Source organism: Listeria sp. Marseille-Q6474, assembly GCF_946902005.1.
Classification (GTDB): Bacteria; Bacillota; Bacilli; order Lactobacillales; family Listeriaceae; genus Listeria; species Listeria innocua.
The window spans coordinates 15,115-36,382 of record NZ_CAMPPS010000004.1; the positions used below are offsets into that span (position 1 = coordinate 15,115).

At 37.1% G+C, this 21,268-nt stretch carries 19 protein-coding genes and 3 pseudogenes; 5 read left to right on the top strand and 17 right to left on the bottom strand.

What is annotated here, in order from left to right; genetic code table 11:
* Positions 1-214 precede the first annotated feature (214 nt).
* Positions 215-2,350 (bottom strand): heavy metal translocating P-type ATPase, encoded by a 2,136-nt coding sequence (locus OC533_RS14745; protein WP_003728466.1) that lies wholly within the window; start codon positions 2,348-2,350, stop codon positions 215-217.
* Entirely contained in the window at positions 2,350-2,709 is a 360-nt protein-coding gene (gene cadC, locus OC533_RS14750; RefSeq protein ID WP_003728467.1) for a Cd(II)-sensing metalloregulatory transcriptional repressor CadC, read from the bottom strand. Before cadC ends, OC533_RS14745 begins: the two co-directional genes overlap by 1 nt.
* Before the next feature lie 279 nt (positions 2,710-2,988).
* On the opposite strand from cadC, the gene OC533_RS14755 reads away from it, so the two are divergent.
* Entirely contained in the window at positions 2,989-3,543 is a 555-nt protein-coding gene (locus OC533_RS14755; protein WP_003728468.1) for a recombinase family protein, read from the top strand.
* 3 nt (positions 3,544-3,546) lie between these two features.
* Positions 3,547-4,974: pseudogene (locus OC533_RS14760) on the top strand (DUF4158 domain-containing protein); the annotation flags it as partial.
* Between the two features lie 123 nt (positions 4,975-5,097).
* On the opposite strand, the gene OC533_RS14765 reads toward OC533_RS14760, so the two are convergent.
* Both OC533_RS14765 and OC533_RS14770 read right to left on the bottom strand, forming a co-directional pair.
* The gene (locus OC533_RS14765) at positions 5,098-5,943 is read right to left on the bottom strand and encodes an AraC family transcriptional regulator (protein ID WP_031670162.1); all 846 of its coding nucleotides are present in this window, start codon (positions 5,941-5,943) and stop codon (positions 5,098-5,100) included.
* A 113-nt stretch (positions 5,944-6,056) separates the two neighbouring features.
* The gene (locus tag OC533_RS14770) at positions 6,057-6,632 is read right to left on the bottom strand and encodes a recombinase family protein (RefSeq protein WP_031670164.1); all 576 of its coding nucleotides are present in this window, start codon (positions 6,630-6,632) and stop codon (positions 6,057-6,059) included.
* A 147-nt stretch (positions 6,633-6,779) separates the two neighbouring features.
* Between OC533_RS14770 and OC533_RS14775 the strand changes: the two genes are divergently transcribed.
* Positions 6,780-9,746: a Tn3 family transposase gene (locus OC533_RS14775; protein WP_262265275.1), complete on the top strand. Its 2,967-nt coding sequence runs from the start codon at positions 6,780-6,782 to the stop codon at positions 9,744-9,746.
* 75 nt (positions 9,747-9,821) lie between these two features.
* Positions 9,822-11,324 (top strand): annotated as a pseudogene (locus tag OC533_RS14780) (transposase); the annotation flags it as partial.
* A 7-nt stretch (positions 11,325-11,331) separates the two neighbouring features.
* Here the strand turns inward: OC533_RS14780 and OC533_RS14930 are convergent.
* The 3 genes from OC533_RS14930 to OC533_RS14790 all read right to left on the bottom strand — a co-directional run bounded on the left by OC533_RS14930 (position 11,332) and on the right by OC533_RS14790 (position 14,613).
* A complete protein-coding gene (locus OC533_RS14930; protein WP_140933022.1) occupies positions 11,332-13,116 on the bottom strand; it encodes an Eco57I restriction-modification methylase domain-containing protein in 1,785 nt (594 codons plus the stop codon).
* Between the two features lie 41 nt (positions 13,117-13,157).
* Positions 13,158-13,502 carry a TnpV protein gene (locus tag OC533_RS14935; RefSeq protein ID WP_012952173.1) on the bottom strand — a complete coding sequence of 115 codons (345 nt, stop codon included), beginning with the start codon at positions 13,500-13,502 and terminating at the stop codon, positions 13,158-13,160.
* A 712-nt stretch (positions 13,503-14,214) separates the two neighbouring features.
* On the bottom strand, positions 14,215-14,613 hold the full coding sequence (locus OC533_RS14790) for a hypothetical protein (protein WP_061105936.1): 399 nt from the start codon (positions 14,611-14,613) through the stop codon (positions 14,215-14,217).
* Between the two features lie 173 nt (positions 14,614-14,786).
* Between OC533_RS14790 and OC533_RS14795 the strand changes: the two genes are divergently transcribed.
* Entirely contained in the window at positions 14,787-15,122 is a 336-nt protein-coding gene (locus tag OC533_RS14795) for a helix-turn-helix domain-containing protein (RefSeq protein ID WP_003728486.1), read from the top strand.
* A 36-nt stretch (positions 15,123-15,158) separates the two neighbouring features.
* Here OC533_RS14795 and OC533_RS14800 read toward each other — a convergent pair whose 3' ends face one another.
* From OC533_RS14800 to OC533_RS14845, 10 genes and pseudogenes are all read right to left on the bottom strand, one after another.
* On the bottom strand, positions 15,159-15,422 hold the full coding sequence (locus OC533_RS14800) for a hypothetical protein (RefSeq protein ID WP_223196524.1): 264 nt from the start codon (positions 15,420-15,422) through the stop codon (positions 15,159-15,161).
* Complete coding sequence (locus OC533_RS14805; RefSeq protein WP_223196523.1) at positions 15,419-15,688, bottom strand: hypothetical protein; 270 nt, start codon at positions 15,686-15,688, stop codon at positions 15,419-15,421. Before OC533_RS14805 ends, OC533_RS14800 begins: the two co-directional genes overlap by 4 nt.
* Before the next feature lie 112 nt (positions 15,689-15,800).
* Positions 15,801-16,520, bottom strand: coding sequence for a Fic family protein (locus OC533_RS14810; protein ID WP_260445196.1), 720 nt, complete (start codon positions 16,518-16,520; stop codon positions 15,801-15,803).
* 64 nt (positions 16,521-16,584) lie between these two features.
* Positions 16,585-16,947, bottom strand: coding sequence for a hypothetical protein (locus OC533_RS14815; RefSeq protein WP_023558804.1), 363 nt, complete (start codon positions 16,945-16,947; stop codon positions 16,585-16,587).
* Positions 16,948-16,957: 10 nt separating this feature from the next.
* Positions 16,958-18,298 (bottom strand): MobP2 family relaxase, encoded by a 1,341-nt coding sequence (gene mobP2, locus OC533_RS14820; RefSeq protein ID WP_023558802.1) that lies wholly within the window; start codon positions 18,296-18,298, stop codon positions 16,958-16,960.
* On the bottom strand, positions 18,291-18,731 hold the full coding sequence (locus OC533_RS14825) for a hypothetical protein (RefSeq protein ID WP_012952171.1): 441 nt from the start codon (positions 18,729-18,731) through the stop codon (positions 18,291-18,293). Before OC533_RS14825 ends, mobP2 begins: the two co-directional genes overlap by 8 nt.
* An 11-nt stretch (positions 18,732-18,742) precedes the next feature.
* Positions 18,743-18,982 (bottom strand): hypothetical protein, encoded by a 240-nt coding sequence (locus tag OC533_RS14830; protein ID WP_003728492.1) that lies wholly within the window; start codon positions 18,980-18,982, stop codon positions 18,743-18,745.
* A gap of 397 nt (positions 18,983-19,379) precedes the next feature.
* A complete protein-coding gene (locus OC533_RS14835; protein ID WP_262265276.1) occupies positions 19,380-20,297 on the bottom strand; it encodes a hypothetical protein in 918 nt (305 codons plus the stop codon).
* A 2-nt stretch (positions 20,298-20,299) separates the two neighbouring features.
* Positions 20,300-20,890 (bottom strand): hypothetical protein, encoded by a 591-nt coding sequence (locus tag OC533_RS14840; RefSeq protein WP_012952169.1) that lies wholly within the window; start codon positions 20,888-20,890, stop codon positions 20,300-20,302.
* 15 nt (positions 20,891-20,905) lie between these two features.
* Positions 20,906-21,118 (bottom strand): annotated as a pseudogene (locus OC533_RS14845) (C40 family peptidase); the annotation flags it as partial.
* Positions 21,119-21,268: the final 150 nt, after the last annotated feature.

Below are 21,268 nucleotides of genomic sequence, written 5' to 3' on the forward strand. Positions count from 1 at the left end.
CAGTGTTACGGAGCCGTAATTCGTAGAAAAGTGTAACTTCTTTTTCTTCTTTAATGCTACAACCTCATGAGGCTCACAAAAAGCATCAAGGGGTCCCGAGCGCCAACGGGGAATTTGTATCGATAAGGAGATTTCCTTTGATCTCACCTGTTATTTTGTACAATAAGGAATGCTTTCAGAATAATTCAAAAAACCAACTAGACAATAGCGGTAATTAATCTTTCACTTTCATTAATCGTAAGCCATTTAACGTGACTAAAAGAGTCGCACCCATATCCGCCATAATTGCAATCCATAATGTTAACCACCCTGGAATGACTAGCAAAAGAGCAATCAGTTTGATGACCAAGGAAAATGTGATATTTTGCTTAATAATTTGGAGTGTTTTTCTACTCAACTTTACCGTGAAAGGTAATTTTTGTAAGTCGTCTCCCATTAAGGCAACATCAGCTGTTTCAATGGCTGTGTCAGTTCCAGCTCCGCCCATTGCAATTCCAACCGTGGCCGCTGCTAGGGCTGGCGCATCATTAATACCGTCTCCAACCATGGCCACTTTACCAAAGTTTATTTTCAACTGTTTAATGTAATCTAGTTTATCTTGGGGCATTAACTCACCTTCTATTTCAGAAACACCCACCTGTTGGCCAATTGCTTGCGCTGTGGCTTGGTTATCGCCAGTCAACATAATAGTTTTTTCAATCCCCAGCTCATGAAGTCGTTTAATAACATGTTGACTGGATGACCTAACCTCGTCAGCAACTGCCACTATAGAAATCAGTTTCTGATTTGTTCCAAAAAGCATAGCAGTCTTCCCTTTAAGTTGTAAGTCACTCACTTGTCGATGAATGGAGTCAGTAAATTGCGATGCTAGTAATTCCTTAAATAGAACGGGACTTCCAACATAATAGGTGTTACCATCTACAGTTCCTCTAATCCCTTTTCCTGTGATGGATGTAAAATCGTTCACATTAATACTAGTTAAATCCATTTCTCTCGTTTCTCCATACTTAATAATGGCTGAAGCAAGGGGGTGTTGAGATAATTGTTCCAGTGCTGCCATGATGATATAGTTTTTATTATGTTGAATGTTTGTGGCTTCTGTTAGTTCAATATAATCAGTGACCACCGGCACACCTTTTGTCAAGGTACCAGTTTTATCGAACGCAATGGCTTTTAGCCCACCAATTTCTTCTAAATACACACCACCTTTTACCAATACGCCATTTTTAGCTGCATTTCCAATGGCGGTGACGATGGCAACAGGAGTTGAAACAACTAAGGCGCAAGGACACCCAACCACTAATACAGATAACCCTTGATACACCCACGTTTCCCAGTTTCCACCAAACAGCAATGGCGGTACTGTTGCAATCAGTGCGGCGATCACAATAATGGCTGGCGTATAATATTTAGCAAATGTATCAACAAATGCTTGAGCTGGAGCACGTTCACCTTGTGCCTCCTCAACTAAGTGAATAATTTTTGAAATCGTGGTATCTTCTACTCGTTTTGTGACCGCAACTTCAAGCAATCCTTCTTCATTTAACGTTCCAGCAAAAACGGAATCATCGATGTTTTTTTCAACAGGAATAGATTCACCAGTAATCGCTGCTTGATTGACGGCTGAATAACCTTTCACAACGTGACCATCCATCGCAATTTTTTGACCAGGTTTTATAATCATAATGTCGCCAATTTGAATGTCATCTACATGAACCATTCTGTCGGTGCCCGAGCGTCTCACAAGTGCTTCTTTTGGCGCAATATCCATTAGGGAACGAATAGATTGTCGTGCCTTATCCATCGAGTAACGCTCAAGCGCCTCGCTTACTGCGAATAGAATCACCACAATGGATCCTTCTGCCCATTCACCAATGAAAGCAGCTCCAATAATAGCTATTGTCATCAGTGTCTCCATTGTAAATTCAAACTTCAATAAATTTTTGAATCCTTCCTTAAAGAGAGAATAGCCTCCTATGAAAATTGCAAAAATAAATAGTGCATTAGTAAGATAAAAGTCCTCCCCATTCATGATCTGTGACGCATACCCCACTGCAATAAATAATCCAGAAAGCAATAATCGCCAATTTTTTCTAATAAACGATTGATGGTCAGTAAAGTGCTCTGGATCAGTAAAAGATTCTTTCTCTGGAATGATTTTCAAGTGTTCAAATGCTCCAGCCTGTTCAACTTGTTGAATACTTGCTTCACCTGTTACCGTGATTTTTGATGCGCCAAAGTTTACAATAGCTTCTGTTACACCCTCAATTTCTTTTACATTCCGTTCAAATTTGGCCGCACAATTTGTACAGCTTAATCCATCAACTCTATAAACAGTCTTTTCTGCCATTAGACTCCCACTCCTTCAAAATTAAGTAATATAAGTTTTATCCGATCTCTAACCCTTTCATTCGCAAGAGAATAATAAACAAGCTTTCCATCTTTTCGATAGTTCGCAATCCCTTGCTTCTTTAAAAAGCGTAAATGGTGGGACGTAGCGGCAACTGTTGCTTCGACAATATTAGCTAGATCGCATACACAAAGTTCATTTTCTGTCAGTAATGCATACACAATTTTAACCCTTGTTTCATCAGACAGAATTTTAAATATTTGACTGATAGTTGTAACTTCTACGGTTTCCAGTCCAGTCTTCACCCGTTTTACTTTTTCTTCATCAATACAAGTAATTTCGCAAATATCTACAGTCATATTCAGTTTCTCCTTCCAACACTCAAAGAGACACTTGAATGTTTATAGGGGTGATTATACTCTGTTCCAATCTGATAGTCAAGTGTTCGTTTGAATAACAATTGACTATTATAACCAGTACCTTAAATGGTCGTTTATGGCACTTTTTGAATTCATCTGTTTTTCATCCGTTTGAGCCCTAAACCAGGTACCAAAACTCGTTCTTTTTTCAAAGTGCCTATATGGTAATTATTGATGAGTTATGGTACATTTAAGTCATTAATAGTAAGGAGGCTTTTTATGATTTTTGGCTATGCTCGAGTGAGTACAGAGGATCAAAATTTGAATTTGCAAATTGATGCACTCACCCAACACGGTATCGATAAACTATTCCAAGAAAAGGTGACGGGTTCAAAACGAGACCGTCCACAATTGGAAGACATGATAAAGGGGTTACGTGAAGGTGACTCAGTGGTTATTTATAAACTTGATCGAATTTCACGTTCAACTAAACATTTGATTGAGCTTTCAGAAACGTTTGAAGAGCTTGGGGTTAATTTTATCTCTATTCAAGATAACGTTGATACCTCTACTTCTATGGGAAGATTCTTTTTCCGAGTCATGGCTAGTTTAGCAGAGTTGGAACGTGATATTACAATTGAAAGAACCAAATCAGGTCTTGAAGCAGCAAGAGCACGTGGAAAAAAAGGGGGGCGACCAAGTAAAGCCAGTCAATCAATTGAGTTGGCTTTGAAAATGTACGATAGTAAGGAATATTCAATTAATCAGATTCTTGATGCCTCTAAACTAAGCAAAACAACCCTATACCGCTATCTTAATGGAAGGAAAAACTAACTTATGGCATTAAAGAAAATTTTAACAGCAGCACAGCGGGAGCAACTTCTTTCTGTCGATCACTTATCTGAAGAGGATTTTCAAGCTTATTTCAGTTTCTCTGACTCTGATTTAGATATCATCAACCAACACAGAGGGGATATCAATAAGTTAGGGTTTGCCATTCAGCTCTGCTTGGCACGATACCCTGGGTGTTCGTTGAGTAACTGGTCCATCCAATCAGACCGTTTAATCTCTTATGTAAGGCGCCAGTTACATCTTGACTCAATTGAACTGGCCTTATACGCCCATAGGAACACACGTGCCAATCACTTTAATGAGATATTAGAAACATTTAGGTATCAGCGTTTTGGAAGTGTCGACACACGCAATCAATTAATAGCATTTCTTATTAAGCTGGCATTAGAAAATGATGACTCTACCTATCTCATGAAAAAAACATTAGGCTTCCTCACCCAAAATCGAATTATTTTTCCATCGATAGCGACACTAGAAGACATTATCAGCCATTGTCGTGATAAGGCTGAAAGCACACTGTTTTCAATTCTTCTGGATTCACTAACAGAAACACAAATCGAGAAATTAGATGAGTTGTTTCTAGTATATAAAGAAACGAAGATGACTAAACTCGCCTGGTTAAAAGATATCCCTGGCAAAGCCAATCCAGAGAGTTTTATGACCATTTGCAAAAAAGTTGAGACGATTACGGTTCTTGAACTAGGAACAATCAATGTGTCGCATATTCACCGAAATAGATTTCTTCAGTTAGCACGATTAGGTGATAATTACGATGCCTATGATTTTTCTCGTTTTGAATTCGAAAAAAAGTATTCCTTACTCATTGCTTTTTTAGTGGATCATCATCAGTATCTGATCGATCTGCTCATTGAAATTAATGACCGGATTTTAGCGGGGATTAAACGAAAAGGGATGCACGATTCGCAAGAACTGTTGAAAGAGAAAGGGAAGTTGGCGACTGAAAAATTAGAACATTATGCGTCTCTGATTGATGCACTTCATTTTGCAAAAGACAACGACAGTAATCCTTTTGACGAAATAGAACGAGTTATCCCCTGGCATGACTTAATCCAAGATGGAGAAGACGCTAAACGAATTACTGGTAAGAAAAATCACGGATATTTAGAAATGGTGAGAAATAAAGCCACTTACCTTAGAAGATATACCCCAATGCTTTTAAAAATACTCTCGTTTAAAGCAACCTCATCTGCACAACCAATTCTTACAGCGCTTACTCAAATAAATGAGTTAAAAAACGATGGTAAACGGAAAATACCAGCAAACACATCCATTGAATTTGTGAGTAAAAAATGGGAACGTCTTGTTCAACCTGAAGAAGGAAAAATAGACCGATCCTTCTACGAGTTGGTAGCGTTCACAGAGTTAAAAAATAATATTAGATGGGGTAGCGTCAGGAAAATGCGGATTTACAACGATAAGGAAATTCCAATATAAAAAGCCTGATTTCCCGTCACCTAAACTGAGAAATTGGGCTTTTTATCGATACTCCATAAACAGTATCACTGAATATGTAAATTACTTCGGGATAACAGGGACCCAGAGTTCGTGTCTTGGTTTATGCTTCGGACCGTAATAACATTCTATACACGGTAAATTTGCAAGTTCATATTCGGAGGTAGGGACCCACTCGGAATATAAACGTTTCCATGCATCTACTATGTTCGGAAAAACCGCCCATGTACTTGCGGGAATAATAAGCGTCTCCATATTTGTTGGGGATTCCCCATCGTATCTTACGCCCATGAAATAGGAAAACTCTTCATCTGTTATGGCAGCTTCTTTTCCGCAAACCCCCAGAAGGCTTTCAAGCGTGCATTTGGGATTTTCCCATGACATATCTACTAGTTCTTGCATAAATCCATCTTTTTTCGCAGTGTTCCAAAGTGTAGGGATTGTTTTAAATGCTCTGCTTGTTTTTACTGGCTTACTTTTTCCTACAATTCTTAACTCAAAATCAAGGTTTTCAATTCTGTATTCCATTTCGGTATCTCCTTTAATAGAAATTTGAAAGGAAATTCTGGGAAAGGCTTTTAACTGTACCCCTCGATTACGAGCATTGGAGGGGGTTACTCCATGCATTTTTTGAAAAGCACGTGAGAAAGTATCAGAAGAAACATAACCATATTTAATTGCCACATCGATGATCCGAATGTCACTTTTTTGAATTTCAAATGCTGCGAGTGTTAACCGTCTACGTCTAATATATTCTGATAGCGATACACCTGAGATTGAAGAGAACATTCTTGAAAAATGAAACTCAGAACAATTAGCTGCTTTGGCAATCTCTTTGTAGTCTATTTCTTCATCCAGGCTATTTTCAATGTAGTTTAACGCATTGTTCATTCTTTCTAGCCAATCCATAAGTTTACTCCCTTTCAATATTTACTTTAAAACAAAATAGATAATAATTGCCGACATTTCATGCCTAAAAATGTTGGTAAAAAGAATACACCTTTTGATAGAATCGGGACAAACTATTTGTTTCCTTCCGATAGCTTTCTATATAATGAAGCCCTAGATACATTAGTAATCTCACAAATTTGATTTACAGTCATACCACCTTCTTTATATAGTTTTACTGCATAATTCATTCCTGCGTGATTTTTATGATACTTCTTTAAACGACCCTTAAACTTTCCTTCTTTCTTAGCTAGCTCAATCCCTTCACGTTGACGCATACGGATAAGATCACGCTCTAATTGATTCACACCAGCCATTACTGTAATTAAGAATTGGCTGTATGGATTATTCTCTGATAAATCTAGCCATGTATCCTTGAGTGATTTTAAGCTTGCCTTTTTCCTTCGTATTAAATCAATTAATTCAAATAAGCCCTGCGTACTCCGAGTGATCCGAGTTAAGTCTGTTACATAAATAATGTCTCCTTCCTGTAAATTCTCCAGCATTTTTTGAAGTTGCTCGCGATTCTTTGTTGCACCAGAAACTTTTTCTTCAAAAAGAATATCCATACCGATTTCGTTTAATTGCTGAAATTGCCTTGAAGGATTTTGGCTAGTCGAACTGACACGTATATAACCAATTTTTCGCAAAATATCACCTCGTTTTTGAGACAAGTTTTATGAGACACTCTTAACTATGATTTTATCAGTCTACTATACTTGTATCAATAGAGTACACTCTATTGATATATAATTGAACTAATAAATTGAAAAATTACAGAAATGGGATGATACTGAATGAAAATTGCAAGAGGTAGAGAATTGCTTACACCGGAACAGCGACAAGCCCTAATGCAAATTCCTCAAGATGAGTGGGTACTAGGAACTTACTATACTTTTGCCAAACGAGATTTAGAAATCATCAATAAACGAAGGAGAGAAGAAAACCGTTTAGGGTTCGCCGTTCAATTAGCCGTTCTCCGGTATCCAGGTTGGCCATACACCCATATCAAAAACATTCCGGATTCGGTCATACATTATATATCGAAACAAATCAGTGCCACTCCATCTTCGCTTAGTCTTTATCCTCAAAGAGAAAATACACTTTGGGATCATTTGAAAGAAATTCGAAGTGAATACGCCTTTGTAAATTTTACTCTAAAAGAATATCGAATGACATTTAAGCATCTTCATCAATTAGCTTTGGAAAATGGCGATGCCATGCATCTACTACATGAATGCATATCTTTTCTAAGAAAAAGCAAAATCATTCTGCCTGCTTTTACTACACTTGAGAGAATGGTGTGGGAGGCAAGGGCAATGGCTGAAAAGAAGCTATTTTATACGTTGAGTCAATCTCTTACAAATGAGCAAAAGGAAAAGCTTGAGGAAGTTATTACGTTACAACATCCATCAGAATCCAATAAAACAATATTGGGTTGGTTAAAGGAACCACCCGAACACCCCTCACCCGAAACATTTCTAAAAGTAATAGAACGACTTGAATACATACGGGGAATGGAATTAGAAACGGTACAAATTAGTCATTTGCATCGCAATCGCCTGCTGCAGCTATCTCGCTTAGGTTCTAGATATGAGCCTTATGCATTCCGTGACTTTCAAGAAAATAAACGATATTCGATATTAACCGTCTATTTATTACATCTTACTCAGGAATTAACGGATAAAGCTTTTGAAATTCATGACAGACAAATACTTAGTCTGTTATCAAAAGGCCGTAAGGATCAAGAAGAAATTCAGAAACAAAACGGTAAAAAGCTGAATGAGAAGGTTATACACTTTACGAACATCGGACAAGCCTTAATTAAGGCGAAGCAGGAAAAATTAGACGTTTTTGAGGTTTTAGAATCTGTTATTGAATGGAATTCTTTTGTCTCTTCGGTGGAAGAAGCTCAAGAGCTTGCACGTCCTGCAGACTATGATTATTTAGATTTACTGCAAAAACGATTTTATTCACTGAGAAAATATACGCCAACGCTATTAAAGGTATTGGAATTTCATTCTACAAAGGCAAATGAGTCACTTTTAAAAGCTGTAGAGATTATCCGAGGAATGAATGAATCTGGGAAACGAAAAGTACCTGATGACTCACCTGTAGATTTTATTTCAAAACGTTGGAAAAAGCATTTATATGAGGATGATGGTACAACAATCAATCGTCATTACTATGAAATGGCTGTTTTAACAGAACTTCGGGAACATGTTCGGGCAGGAGATGTTTCCATTGTTGGTAGCAAACAATACAGAGATTTTGAGGAATATTTGTTTTCAGAAGATACATGGAATCAAACGAAGGAAAATACTAGATTATCGGTTAGTTTATCATTCGAAGATTATATGACGGAGAGAACCAATAGCCTTAACAATAGGTTACAGTGGTTAGCTGCCAATTCCAACAAGTTAGACGGGGTTTCTTTCGAAAAAGGAAAGCTGTCACTTGCACGCTTAGAAAAAGATGTTCCAGAAGAAGCAAAAAAGTTTAGTGCAAGTCTTTATCAAATGCTACCAAGAATAAAATTAACTGATTTACTCATGGATGTTGCTCATATAACAGGATTTCATGAGCAATTCACTCATGCTTCCAATAATCGAAAACCGGATAAAGAAGAAACGATTATTATTATGGCTACCCTTTTAGGAATGGGAATGAATATTGGTTTAAGCAAGATGGCTGAAGCAACACCCGGACTTACATATAAGCAATTGGCCAATGTATCTCAATGGCGCATGTATGAAGATGCAATGAATAAAGCCCAAGCCATATTAGTAAATTTCCATCATAAATTACAATTGTCCTCCTATTGGGGCGACGGTACAACATCCTCGTCAGATGGTATGAGAATGCAGCTAGGTGTTTCATCACTTCATGCAGATGCAAACCCACATTACGGGACTGGAAAAGGAGCCACCATCTACCGATTTACGAGTGATCAATTCTCTTCTTACTACACTAAGATTATTCATACAAATTCAAGGGATGCGATTCATGTTTTGGATGGTTTATTGCACCATGAAACGGATCTAAACATAGAAGAGCATTATACAGACACAGCCGGTTATACAGATCAAATCTTCGGATTGACTCATTTATTAGGATTTAAATTTGCCCCAAGAATAAGAGATTTATCGGACTCGAAATTATTTACAATAGATAAAGCAAGTGAGTATCCAAAGCTAGAAGCTATTTTACGTGGACAGATAAATACAAGGGTCATTGGAGAAAATTATGAGGATGTTTTGCGTTTAGCCCATTCAATAAGAGAAGGAACAGTCTCAGCGTCCCTAATTATGGGGAAGTTAGGTTCTTATTCAAGACAAAATAGCTTAGCTACAGCCTTACGTGAGATGGGAAGAATCGAAAAAACAATCTTTATTCTAAATTACATTTCGGATGAATCACTAAGAAGAAAAATACAAAGAGGATTGAATAAAGGAGAAGCCATGAATGGACTGGCAAGAGCCATATTCTTCGGAAAACAAGGAGAGCTTAGGGAACGAACCATACAGCATCAATTGCAAAGAGCCAGTGCTTTAAACATAATTATCAATGCTATAAGTATTTGGAATACTCTCCACCTAACAACAGCAGTTGAATATAAAAAACAGACAGGTAGCTTTAATGAAGATTTGTTACACCATATGTCGCCCTTAGGTTGGGAACATATTAATTTACTAGGAGAATACCATTTTAATTCAGAGAAAGTAGTCTCATTAGATTCTTTAAGACCACTAAAACTTTCTTAACGTTGTTAAAAACGAGGGATTCGTCAGGAAAATAGGCTTAGCGTTGTAAATCCGCATTTTCCTGACGCTACCCCTAGATCAGGAAATATTTCGGTAGAAGGAAGCTTAGCCCATCGAAACATTGATGATTACTTAATCAGTTCCGATGCTTGCGTTAACTCACTCACTATTCCAGATACATTTGATGATTATTTGACTTCTAGGGGCGCAATATTGGACTCACAACTACAATATTATTCGAATTCTGGCAAAAGTTCAGCCAAAATGGTGCTAAAAAAATTGGAGAAAGTTACACCAGATGAAGCAGAGGAATATAGAAAAAAACTTTATTCAATGATTCCCAAAATAAGATTAAGTGACCTATTAATAGAAGTGGATAGCTGGACTCAATTTTCGCAAGAATTTATCCATGATTCAACTGGAAATCCGCCAAATGAACGAGAAAAGAAAATTGTTTTTGCCACTTTATTAGGATTAGGAATGAATATTGGGCTTGAGAAAATGGCCCAATCCACCCCCGGAATTACTTATCCTCAATTGGCGAATACTAAACAATGGCGGTTTTATAAAGAAGCCTTAACCTGTGCCCAATCTATTTTGGTTAATTTTCAATTAGGAATTCCTATAGCTGATTTTTGGGGAGAAGGTAAAACGAGTGCTTCCGATGGAATGCGTGTACCAGTAGGTGTATCCGCCATTAAGGCTGACGTGAATCCACATTATAAAAGCTTAGAGAAAGGCGCCACAATGATTCGGTCAATCAATGACAGAAATACCTCACATCATGTTGAAGTTGTTTCGACCAACACGAGAGAAGCGACTCATACATTAGATGGCTTGCTTTACCACGAAACAGATTTAGATATTGAAGAACACTTCACTGACACAAATGGTTATACAGATCAAGTGTTTGGTATGACGGCTTTACTAGGGTTTCATTTTGAACCCCGTATTAGGAATATAAAAAAGTCTCAATTATTTTCTATAAAGCCAACTTCAGAATACCCTGATTTATTAGGGCTCATCAGTGGTAGGATCAATATAAAAACCATTGATGAAAGTTACGAAGAAATTAAACGAATCGCTTATTCCATTCAAACTGGTAAAGTCTCAAGTTCGCTAATTTTAGGAAAGCTAGGTTCTTACGCACGAAAAAATAAGGTAGCTACCGCTTTAAGAGAATTGGGACGGATTGAGAAGAGTATTTTCATGATAGATTATGTGACAGATGATAGCTTAAGACGTAAGATTACCCATGGTTTGAATAAAACGGAAGCCGTAAATGCTTTGGCAAAAGAACTATTTTTTGGTCGCCGAGGTAAATTCATGGAACGTGATATTCGTCGGCAACTTCAAAGTGCAAGTGCACTAAATGTTTTAATAAATGCTATTAGTATATGGAACGCCGTCTATTTACAAGAAGCCTATGATTATCTAGTGAAAATAGATCCAGAAGTAACCAACTATATGAACCATATTTCTCCTATTAATTGGGAGCATATTACGTTTCTTGGTGAATACAAATTTGATTTGTTATCTATTCCCAAGAGGTTGAGAAAATTAAACATAGAAAAATAGAGAGTCGTCAAACGTTGATATTACGGGAATTTGTAATCCTTATCGATACAAATTTCCCGTAGGCGCTTGGGACCCCACTAAGGGACAGCTGCAATGCTTCTTCTGCTGATTGTACACGCTCCACCTCTACGATTGGACGAATCGTTGCTTCTCTGAAAATTCTCCCTTTCGCATAAACGCCGGGCTTTTCTTGGATCTCAATAGATTCCAAAAGTGCCAGCTGATCATCATCAAAGAAAGCACGTTGGTTCGATGTATCGTGAAAAAAACCATATTTTTCGGTAAAGGTATCGTATACTTGATTCAGCACAGAAAGACGTTTCTCCAGTTCAGCTGCTTGGTAGGAAGGACGAAGTTGCAAATCAATAATGTTTATCAAGGCTTGTCGCACTTGACACATCTTTTTAATGCGATCTTGCATCCCTTTTGAAACCTCAACGGTTTCTCCTCGCCCATTATGATGATAATAGACCTTATCCTGATGCACGAAAAACGTATCATTCCGAATATGTCCAGGTATTTCATCACCTTCTTGCAAATCCATTTCTGTCAATTCCTCAATAATTTCTTCTGATGCTTCTACAGTTTCCAATTTTTTAGGTATTGTTCTTGTGTTGCTGCTTCCTGTCTTCATGCTTACTGCCCATTTATCTAATTCGACCAACCAATCTTGGTTCGCTTTTGGCACACATTCAATGACCTTTTGTCCACCATACATGCCAGATAGCTTCAATTCCCCTAAGACTTTTTCTGGATGATTGTAAAAATACGTGTTAATTCTTCCTTGACTATCTTGAAATCCTGTTGTTTGCACCCATTCTGGAATATCTTCCACCACAGATCGTTCTTTTTCTAGCTTTTGAAGAAGCAGGATATCAGTGGTTGCTTTTGTCCCACCCAATCCGGAAAATGCTGTATTTGGTAACCTTACTGCACTTATTAAATCAGCTCGTTGCGCTAAATAATGGCGCGCTCGACTATCTTTCTTATCCATTGTTCCTTTGCTGGTAACAAAAAGAATATATCCTCCTGGCTTGACGAGATCTAAACTTTTCTCAAAGAAATAATCATGGATCAATTTATGCGGATATCGTTTGGATTTATCGGTCACATTAAAGTCATTAAAAGGAATATTCCCAATCGCAATATCAAAGGTATTAGATTGGCTATTCATTTCTTCAAAGCCTTTTAATTGAATAGCTGCTTTCGGGTATAATTTTTTTGCTATTCTACCGGATAACTTATCAATTTCCACACCAGTTAAAGAAGCAGTTTGATAGGCCTTAGGCAACCGACCAAAGAAGTGACCTATCCCCATCGATGGTTCCAAAATTTTTTCGGGTTCTACATTTAGGCCTTGAAGAACTTGGTACATGCGATCGATCAAAGCAGGTTCTGTATAGTAGGTCGTTAAAGTTCCTTCAAATGCTGCTTGATATTCTTCAGGTGTTAGTAACTCCTTCAGTTCGAGATATTCTTTTTGAAACGCTAGCTTGTTTTCATCAAAAGCATCCGCAAGTCCACCCCAACCGGAGTATTGCGCTAATATATTGCGTTCTTCGCTATTAGCGAACCGATTCTCCGTTTCTAATCGATGCAGCAAGCGAATGGCTGCAATATTCGCTTGAAATTTAGCTTTTGGACCACTTGGAAAGGTGAATGTATCCGCAAAGCGAAAGTTCTCTACCGATTCTTCCTCATTATCTTCTAAATAAGAAATTCCTGGATCTTCCATGTAGTTTGTTTCTTCTGCAAATAAATCGACTTGTTCTCCTCGCTCACTGACAGGCATAAAAAAAGAACCTGATCGCTCAGATTCTTTTACTTCTTCTACTATAGTTGGTTCAGAATGATCTCCTCTGCTTGCATCCGAAGCGATTTCAGACGCTTCGCTCTCGCTAATGGTTCCATCTCGGTCGGTAAGCTTTCTTTCGTCACGAGTTTCTCGTAATACTGGTTGATCTTGTCTTGCACTTGAATTTCCATTCGTTTCACTTCCTGAAGATAATTTCCGTTTAACTTCCATTTCATCACTTGAAGCGATTTTTCTTTCTCCCATTTCAATTGGATCAGCTTCCCGATCTTTCCAATCGGCATCATTTCTTCTGACGTTTCTATCTCTGGAAGCAGGTTGCCATTCTCTTCGCGATAACTCATCTTCAAATTTGATTCTGTCATGGTAAAGCACCCTCTCTTTTTTCAGTTCATTATTTAAAATGCGTTCCACATCTTGTAAAAATTCCTTTGCGGTTAAATTGGCAAAATGTTGTATCTCCAGTAACGTATTATCTCTTTTCCCAATCTGTAAAACGCTCTGTACATCTAGTAGTAAATCCTCTGGTATTAGTGTATTTGTTCGTTGATAGATGATATACGCTGCAACCACTTCAATATCTTTTACAAAAAACGGATGAATCTGATCACCTATTGGTTTTTGATAGGAAGCTATTTTTGCGTGAATGCCATCTTCCCAATTGACAAGCATACCACTCTGTTTTTCATATGTGTTCCAATATCGAAGTAAATCATTTTTGTCATTATCAAGTAACTGCCAATCAAATACCTGAAGGGGTTCTCCGCCTGTTTCGGATATATCAAAGACATACTTTCTTTGTTGTGTCGTGTAATCAAATAGAAGCGCTGCAGTAGATCCGCGTTTCACAAACCGACCAAGCTTTTTCCAAATATCAAATGTCGCTACCATGTGGACATCTTGTTTTTGTGCATATAAAAGCAGCTGTTCATCAAAGCTATATTTATGCACCCTGCTGGCGAAATTCAAAAATTCGATGTAACGGTTCTCATTGCTCGTAATTTCCTTCATCGTTCCTTCGTAAAGTGTGGTAAGTGAAGGTCTTTTTTTCTTTTTTCTAGTTTCTTCGTTCATGTCTTATGCTCCTTCTTGCTGACTCCTTCTTGCTCTCATCCATTTTGAAATGCTCGTTTTGCCTTTATAAATGATAATAAAAACAATCGTAAGTAGAAAGGTAGCTACAACGATTGTCAAAAAGGCTTTGACAAAAAAAGCCATTAAAGGGACCAAAAACAGCGTAGCTACTGCGACAATAATAAAATAGCGAATGATAAATACGACAATCATACAAGCTAATATAGTCATAACCGTCCACCATGCCCATTTCATCTGACCGCTTGCTTGATACGCATAATATAAAGCAGTAAATACGTTTTCAATCACAAGTAAAATGCTTGTAACAATGATACTAACTAATTCTCCAAAGAAGTAAGCGATCCGATCACATATATCTAAAAATCCTTGTATGATAGACATTTGTCTTCACTCCTTTTCCTATAAAAAGGAAATTATATTTCTTAAATTCATAATATACTTATTTAATTTCATTTTCAAGTGATAATTACATTCTTTTTTATAGAATAAGGAAATATCTTTTCTTTTTAGAAATTTTTGTTATACTTAAAACGTTAAATAAAGGAGGGAGCACCATGACTATTCAACACCAATTTGCTGAAAATCTTTCGAGATTAAAAAAAGAACATGGTCTCAAAAATCATCAAATTGCTGAATTATTAAACGTTCAAACACGAACCGTCGCTTACTACATGAGTGGTGAAACAAAACCAGATATTGAAAAGCTGATCCGTCTTGCCACTTACTTCCATCTATCGATAGATGAATTAGTCGGTTATGTTCAGGAAGACAAAGTATGGAACGATTTGTCCTTAAAGCAATGGTTACTATCCCTAAATTTGAGAAGCGAAGAAGAAATCGCGAAAATTAAAATATTGGTTGATACCGTTGAAACTTTGTATCCAAATTAAAAAAGAACCCCCCCAGTACCAGGGAGGTTCTTTTTCTTACCTTTCTAGATCCTCTACACTTTTTTCTACCTCTCCTAATTGCAAGGCTTTATTCTCCTTAGCTGCTTGATTTTTAGCTGCAAGGTTTTGTATCTGTGCTTCCGTCACACCATAAGCCTCCAATTTTTCTTTTGTAAGCACGATACCTTCACTGAAGTAGTCCAACTCGAAGTTATTTTTACACACAACTTGAATTTGTTTATCTGTAAGGACTTGATTTTTCGCTTTCAATATTTTTTCTGTCTCTGGAACTACAATCAAAACTCCACACCTTCAGCCGCAACTTTCATTACCTCACTTCGTTTTAGTTTTGTCAGTTCTGGCATGTCGATATTATCAAAGTAATTGGAAATCACTTGATGGTCGTCCCCCCTCACTCCCTCATAGGTGGAACTTGTCATTTTACCATTGGGCCATAAGTGCATCGCATTTTTCATGTTTTCGGTATAATATTGGGAAGTATCTTCCACATATTGATCTAATGCTTCTTGGTTAAATAATGGATGTTTTTCTTCTTCATATTTCATTGTATTTACCACTCCTTTTATAATTTGGCACAAAAAAAGAACTTCCTTTGTAGGAAGTTCCTAGCTATCTAATTATTTTTGAAAAAAACTCCTCACTGACGTAAGGAACCTTTTATCGTTCTAAATCATCCTTTTGCTTTTTTGGCAACTGGATTTGTTCTTTTTCCGTAGATCTAAACTGATCTACCCGTTCTTTTTCTTGAGCCAGCTTCAGTTGCGCAAATGTATGGAAGCCCGAAACATCTTGATTGGCTAGATACGTCATGTAGACCGCCTTTTCTTCTGCCTTGATAATCAATGGTGGAAAATCATTTTCCATCAATAAATAATTCATCACCATACGTCCTGTTCGTCCGTTTCCATCACTGAATGGATGGATACGTTCAAAGTCAATATGGCTTTCCAGAATAGTTTCTAACTTATCATCTTTCGATGGTTCTTTCTCCAAACTTTCTTCATGCGTTCCTAAACGGTAATTGACATTATCTACCCATTGTTGCACGAGTAAGGGGGTCTCTTGTGGACTCGCCGTCTGGAAATCTGCACCAAGTATCGCATTGGCACTCGCTTTGAACTCGCCATGATCATACTGCAGTCGATCCGTTAAATACGCATGGATCTGTTTGATTGTTGGAACACTGATCGGTCGTAATGCTTCTATCTCTTCCATCACATAAGCAAAGGCTTGTTCATGGTTTTTCACTTCATAAATTTCCCGAAGATCGTAACTTTCTTTCCCCGTCACTTTATTATGCAAGATAATAGACACCGTATCGGCGAGCGATATCGTGTTCCCTTCAATCGCACTGGAATGATGAGCTAAGCGTACCAATACATCTTGTAAATATTCGTTAGGTAACCGTGGATTTGTATGCATTCTTCTCACCTCCTTTTCATTATAGCGTAATCCCAAGCGTTGTACATGAATTTAGGCTGCTTTTATCCTCTGGATGCAGCACGCCTATACGGACCATCCCTTTCATTTTCACTGGAATAACCATCCGATTGTCCACAAAGGTTGGTTTGAAAAGTCCTTCTTCGATCCACCTCCTTAAAGGAATCCCTTTTGGTTTTGTCGTCATTTTATGACACCAGGCAATTTCTTTTTCTTTATCAATCTCAAGAACTACTACTGGTCTCACTTTCCTGTTCGTCTCTTCTTGATACATGACCGTGGTTACACAAATATCATCTGGTTCTATCAAACATGTTTTCCGTTTTGGCCGTATTTTCTTTCTTGTTCTATTTCTTTTTTGCATCCTTTAGCTCCTATCCTCTATGAACTGATTTTTCCCTTTCCATTTCTTGTTCAAGTTCTTCAAAGGCCCGGTCATTCTTCCACTTTTTATAGGAATTATCTAACTCATAATCCATCTTTTTCAATTGATAAATCACAGATCCCCGGCGACGTCGATATCTCTCAAGTTTATCTTTTGGTGTTAACCTTCCGGTCACTTTTAAGTTCCCCTGCTGATCTAAATAATGGCCACTAGCTTTAGACTCGCCATTCGAGCGATCATATTTTTTTACTTCCTGAAGAACTTGATTCCCTAATTGCTTATATAATTTTTCATCCTTACTCTCTAAATAGGTGTGTATATTAAATTCTGTTTTCTCTCCATTAGCTTCTTGCTGCAATTTCCCTTCATGTTCCCACGCTTTACGAAATACTTGCATCTCTTCTGGATGATGCTGCATTAAATAATTCGTTGTGATTTGATCAACCACCTTTTTTGCTGGATGCTTATTTAAGTTTCCATAATTCCATTGACCTGAATGTGCCTTATACATTTGGTGTAGCTCAAAAAATAAAGCAACGTTTTCTTCTGATCGAAGGGCTTCTTTTGATTCACGAAGTGGCGTAAGAAGTTGTGCTTTCGCATAGTCATCAATTCGCTGGTAAAAAACACCAGGCTGCGCAATTTCACTATAAACCGTACTCCTTACAGCTCTCCTTGTTGCGGGTGCCATACGTCCATCTCTTACTGGCTTTCCATCAGTTCCTTTTTCCAACTCTGGTCGTTTTTTATTGGAATAGAATTTACGAGTTGGGGTTGGTTCCGTCACAGAAATATGGACATGAAAGTGTTTAGTGTTTTTATGGATTGCTGCTAACCAAATGGCACTCCCGTCCATTTCTTCTTTACGCAAAAAGCTTTTCATCGTAGCGCTGGTTACTTGTTGCAATCTTTTTTCGTCAAGCATGCCAATGCTCGGATCATAAATACCTTGTTTCGCTAACCAATCATTATCAAAACTGATAACATGCTGAAACATAACACTATTATTATCTTGGGCAGTTTGAAAAGCCGATTTATATTTTTTCTTTTCAGCTGCTGTCAGTCTTGTTTTTCCCTCTGTAAATAAGCCAGATGTTTTTTGCGGATTGCCCATATAATCAATATATTTTTTATTCCGTTCCTTATCTTCTTCTGCACGTTCTTCTTCATTACCAATCAAACTAAATTCTTTATAATGCGCATTACGAACGGCTTCATCACGATCAATATATTTGATATAATTTGGCCAATATTGTTTCGACTTGTTTAATGGACTATTCGGAACAATAAATTTTGTCTTTAATACAATACCTGCTGTTATTTTACTCATGAACCGGCTCCGGAATTACAGGGTCTTTTTGTTTTTTCCTGCTAGCTTCTTTCGTTTTATCACGCATAATTTTAAATCGTCGTTGCACTTCTTCTTCTGCTTTTTGTGTGATGAAGTGTTTGTCTTTTTCAATTGGGAAAAATGCTTCCTCTGGTTCTCGATTGAATAGGAAATAGTTATTTAACATTTCCTTGATTTCTTGTGTTGTTTTTTCTGCGGAGTTGACACCTAATCGTATGCGTGTAGTTAATTTTCTATTTTCTTCATAGTGGTCTTCCATAAATTTAGCAAGCGAAAAATCACGTTGTTTTTCGGCGAATGTTTGAATAATATAATTGATTGTTTTCCCTTCACTTTTAAATCCTAGTTCTTTCTTAATCTCTTTGATATAAGTTGCATTTTGATCGGTGATGTGAAATTCTTTTCTCGCCATGTTATATCCCCCTATTCACGAATTTCTGTTAATAATTGTCGAACATCTTTCGTTAATTCGATGATTCCTATTGTCATTTTTTGGAACGCCTCTTCTTGTTTTCCAATAAGATGATTGCTTTCCTCCAATGCAGCAATGCTCGTCAGAAATTGCCGCAGAAAACTTTCGCGCGACATCTTTTTTTCACGAGCTAATTGATCTAATTGCTTAACGACAGCTGCATCTAGATCACGAATTTTTACTTCTGCCAAATAATTCCACCCCTTTCATTTGAAGACCGTACGACATCGCCTACAGCGAAATCGTACCCGGAAGAACCCGGATCCCCGGTTTCTTTTATTTTTAAAAAACAAGAGTTATGAGCCTTTTAAACAATGAATAATCAATTATGATTATCCACTGTCTAAAAAGGGTTATCCAATTTTACGAAGTAAATGGATAAGAGCATAATGTGTTTTTGCCCCCAAACAGTGTTTGGAGGCTCGCCAGAGGCGAGGAAACGGTGGGGTCATGCTGTAAGCTTTTTACGGTGGTTTTACCGTAGGTCTTATTTCCTTACTTACGGTGGTTCCACCGTATATATTTAGCCTACAACCGGTGGTTTTACCGTATATCCTAAGACATGCTCCCGGTGGTTTTACCGTAGCTTTATTTACCTATCTCGATAAGTGATTGGATCTGGTTCTTCATCGCTTTTATTTGTTCTTCCAAAGCAGCGATATTCGCTTCTTTACTCGATATCGAAGATTTATTATCATTGATAGTGTCATCCAAGCTATGGATTTCATAAGTGATATTAGTCTGTTCTTCCGGTGTTTTGTGAGTTTTGCTCGCCTCCAAATCTTGTTGCTTTTCATGAATAATCTGGTTTTTTTCTTCCAGCTTTTTGATTTGCATATCTTTCTTCGCTATGTTGTTTTCTAAGAACATTATTTGAAAACGGAGTCCTTCTTTTTTGTAGGCAAACGTTGTTTCACTGGTCCAGTTTTTCACTTTTTTCAACTTACGATAATCTCCGGAGAAGCCACCCATTTTTTCATTATCATCACTCTTGCTGATTGAAAATGTTTGAAGCGCAACTTCGTTATTTTCTTCATTAGCATCATCCACATAGACAACCATTTTTTGAAAATTCTCCGGTAAGTCGCTGACTTCTACTACCAAATATCGATCATCTTGATACAATATTTTGCTGTGAATTTGTGTATTTTCATCGTCCTCTTTTTCTAAATCACGCATCACAAAACTTACTTTATACTGGTTGGTATAAGTGTCAGTTGCGTTCGGATCAATAAACATTTTGATGCGCATGGACTTTTTATTTGGATTGTATTTCCAATCTTGCAGAATAAATTTTGTGCCGTTAATGTCCACTTTCTCTCCAATCTGACTTTGCTGAATCGGGGAATAATCTCCCCACCAATAATTAGATGATAAGAAAAATACAGCTAAACAAGCCGATAAGATAATCCCGATTTTAAACCGAAGAATTTTGTTTGTTTGAAATATTTTTTTATCTTTCTTATTCAAATTTTGAATTTTTTCTATCCAACTTCCTTCTTCCATAACTAGGCCTCCGTTGTTTGTTGAATCGATCCTAAAGCGGTGTAATTCGTCATGAAGTAATCCTCTTTTTGTTTTTGTAACGTTACTTCCGCTAAAAAATAGGACTTGTTTTCAAATGTTTTTGTATGATATTCTAGCTCCATTTTGATAAAAAAGTGGAGTGGCTTTTCACGGTCTTGATAAACCGTCAGACCTGTTAGTTTATTTTCAAATTCAATATTGTGGGAAGCCGTTTCGACTTCAGATCCAGCACCTTTCATTTCTTGAAGAATAGATTCATTTGCCATATTTTCTATTCCATCAAATCTTTTTCCATAATCTTTTTCCGTATAATTTTGTATTTCACCAAAAAATTTATCTAAAAAAAGATGGATTTTTTTTTGATCGGAATCATCACTATTTTGTAAACTTCTTTCTTTTAAAGTGATATTTTCTTCGTTTCTATTTCGTAAATTTATATTCATTTTTTTAATTATCTCTCTCTGAGTAACGACCTTACTATTAGCTTGCACGTACAAAAAACAAAATGAAATAATCGATAAAAGTAAAATAGTTAAGATAAATATGGTTAACATTCTCTTACTTGTTGTCATTTAATAAACTCCTTTTCAATTAAATTCTGCCACTCTACCAAACCCATATAAATGCGCTCTCCAGTAGCTATTATTTATCGAACTGTAATTAATTTTGTTTCCACTTGCTTGAAAAACATTGCCATCTCCCAAGTAAAAAGCAACATGTGTTACTGGCCTTCCTGCATTATAGGTCTTTGTGTAAAAGACAAGATCTCCTGGACGTAATTCACTTTCTTCAACCCGTTTTGTATGATCATATTGTAAAGGGCCATATTAAAATGTAGGAAAAGGGCCATCGAAAATGTAGGTACATGACAAATCTGATATTCTTTTTCGTGAAACTATCCAAGGAGAGTGAATCATGAGAAAAGATGTCTTAGAAGGAGTGTTACTACA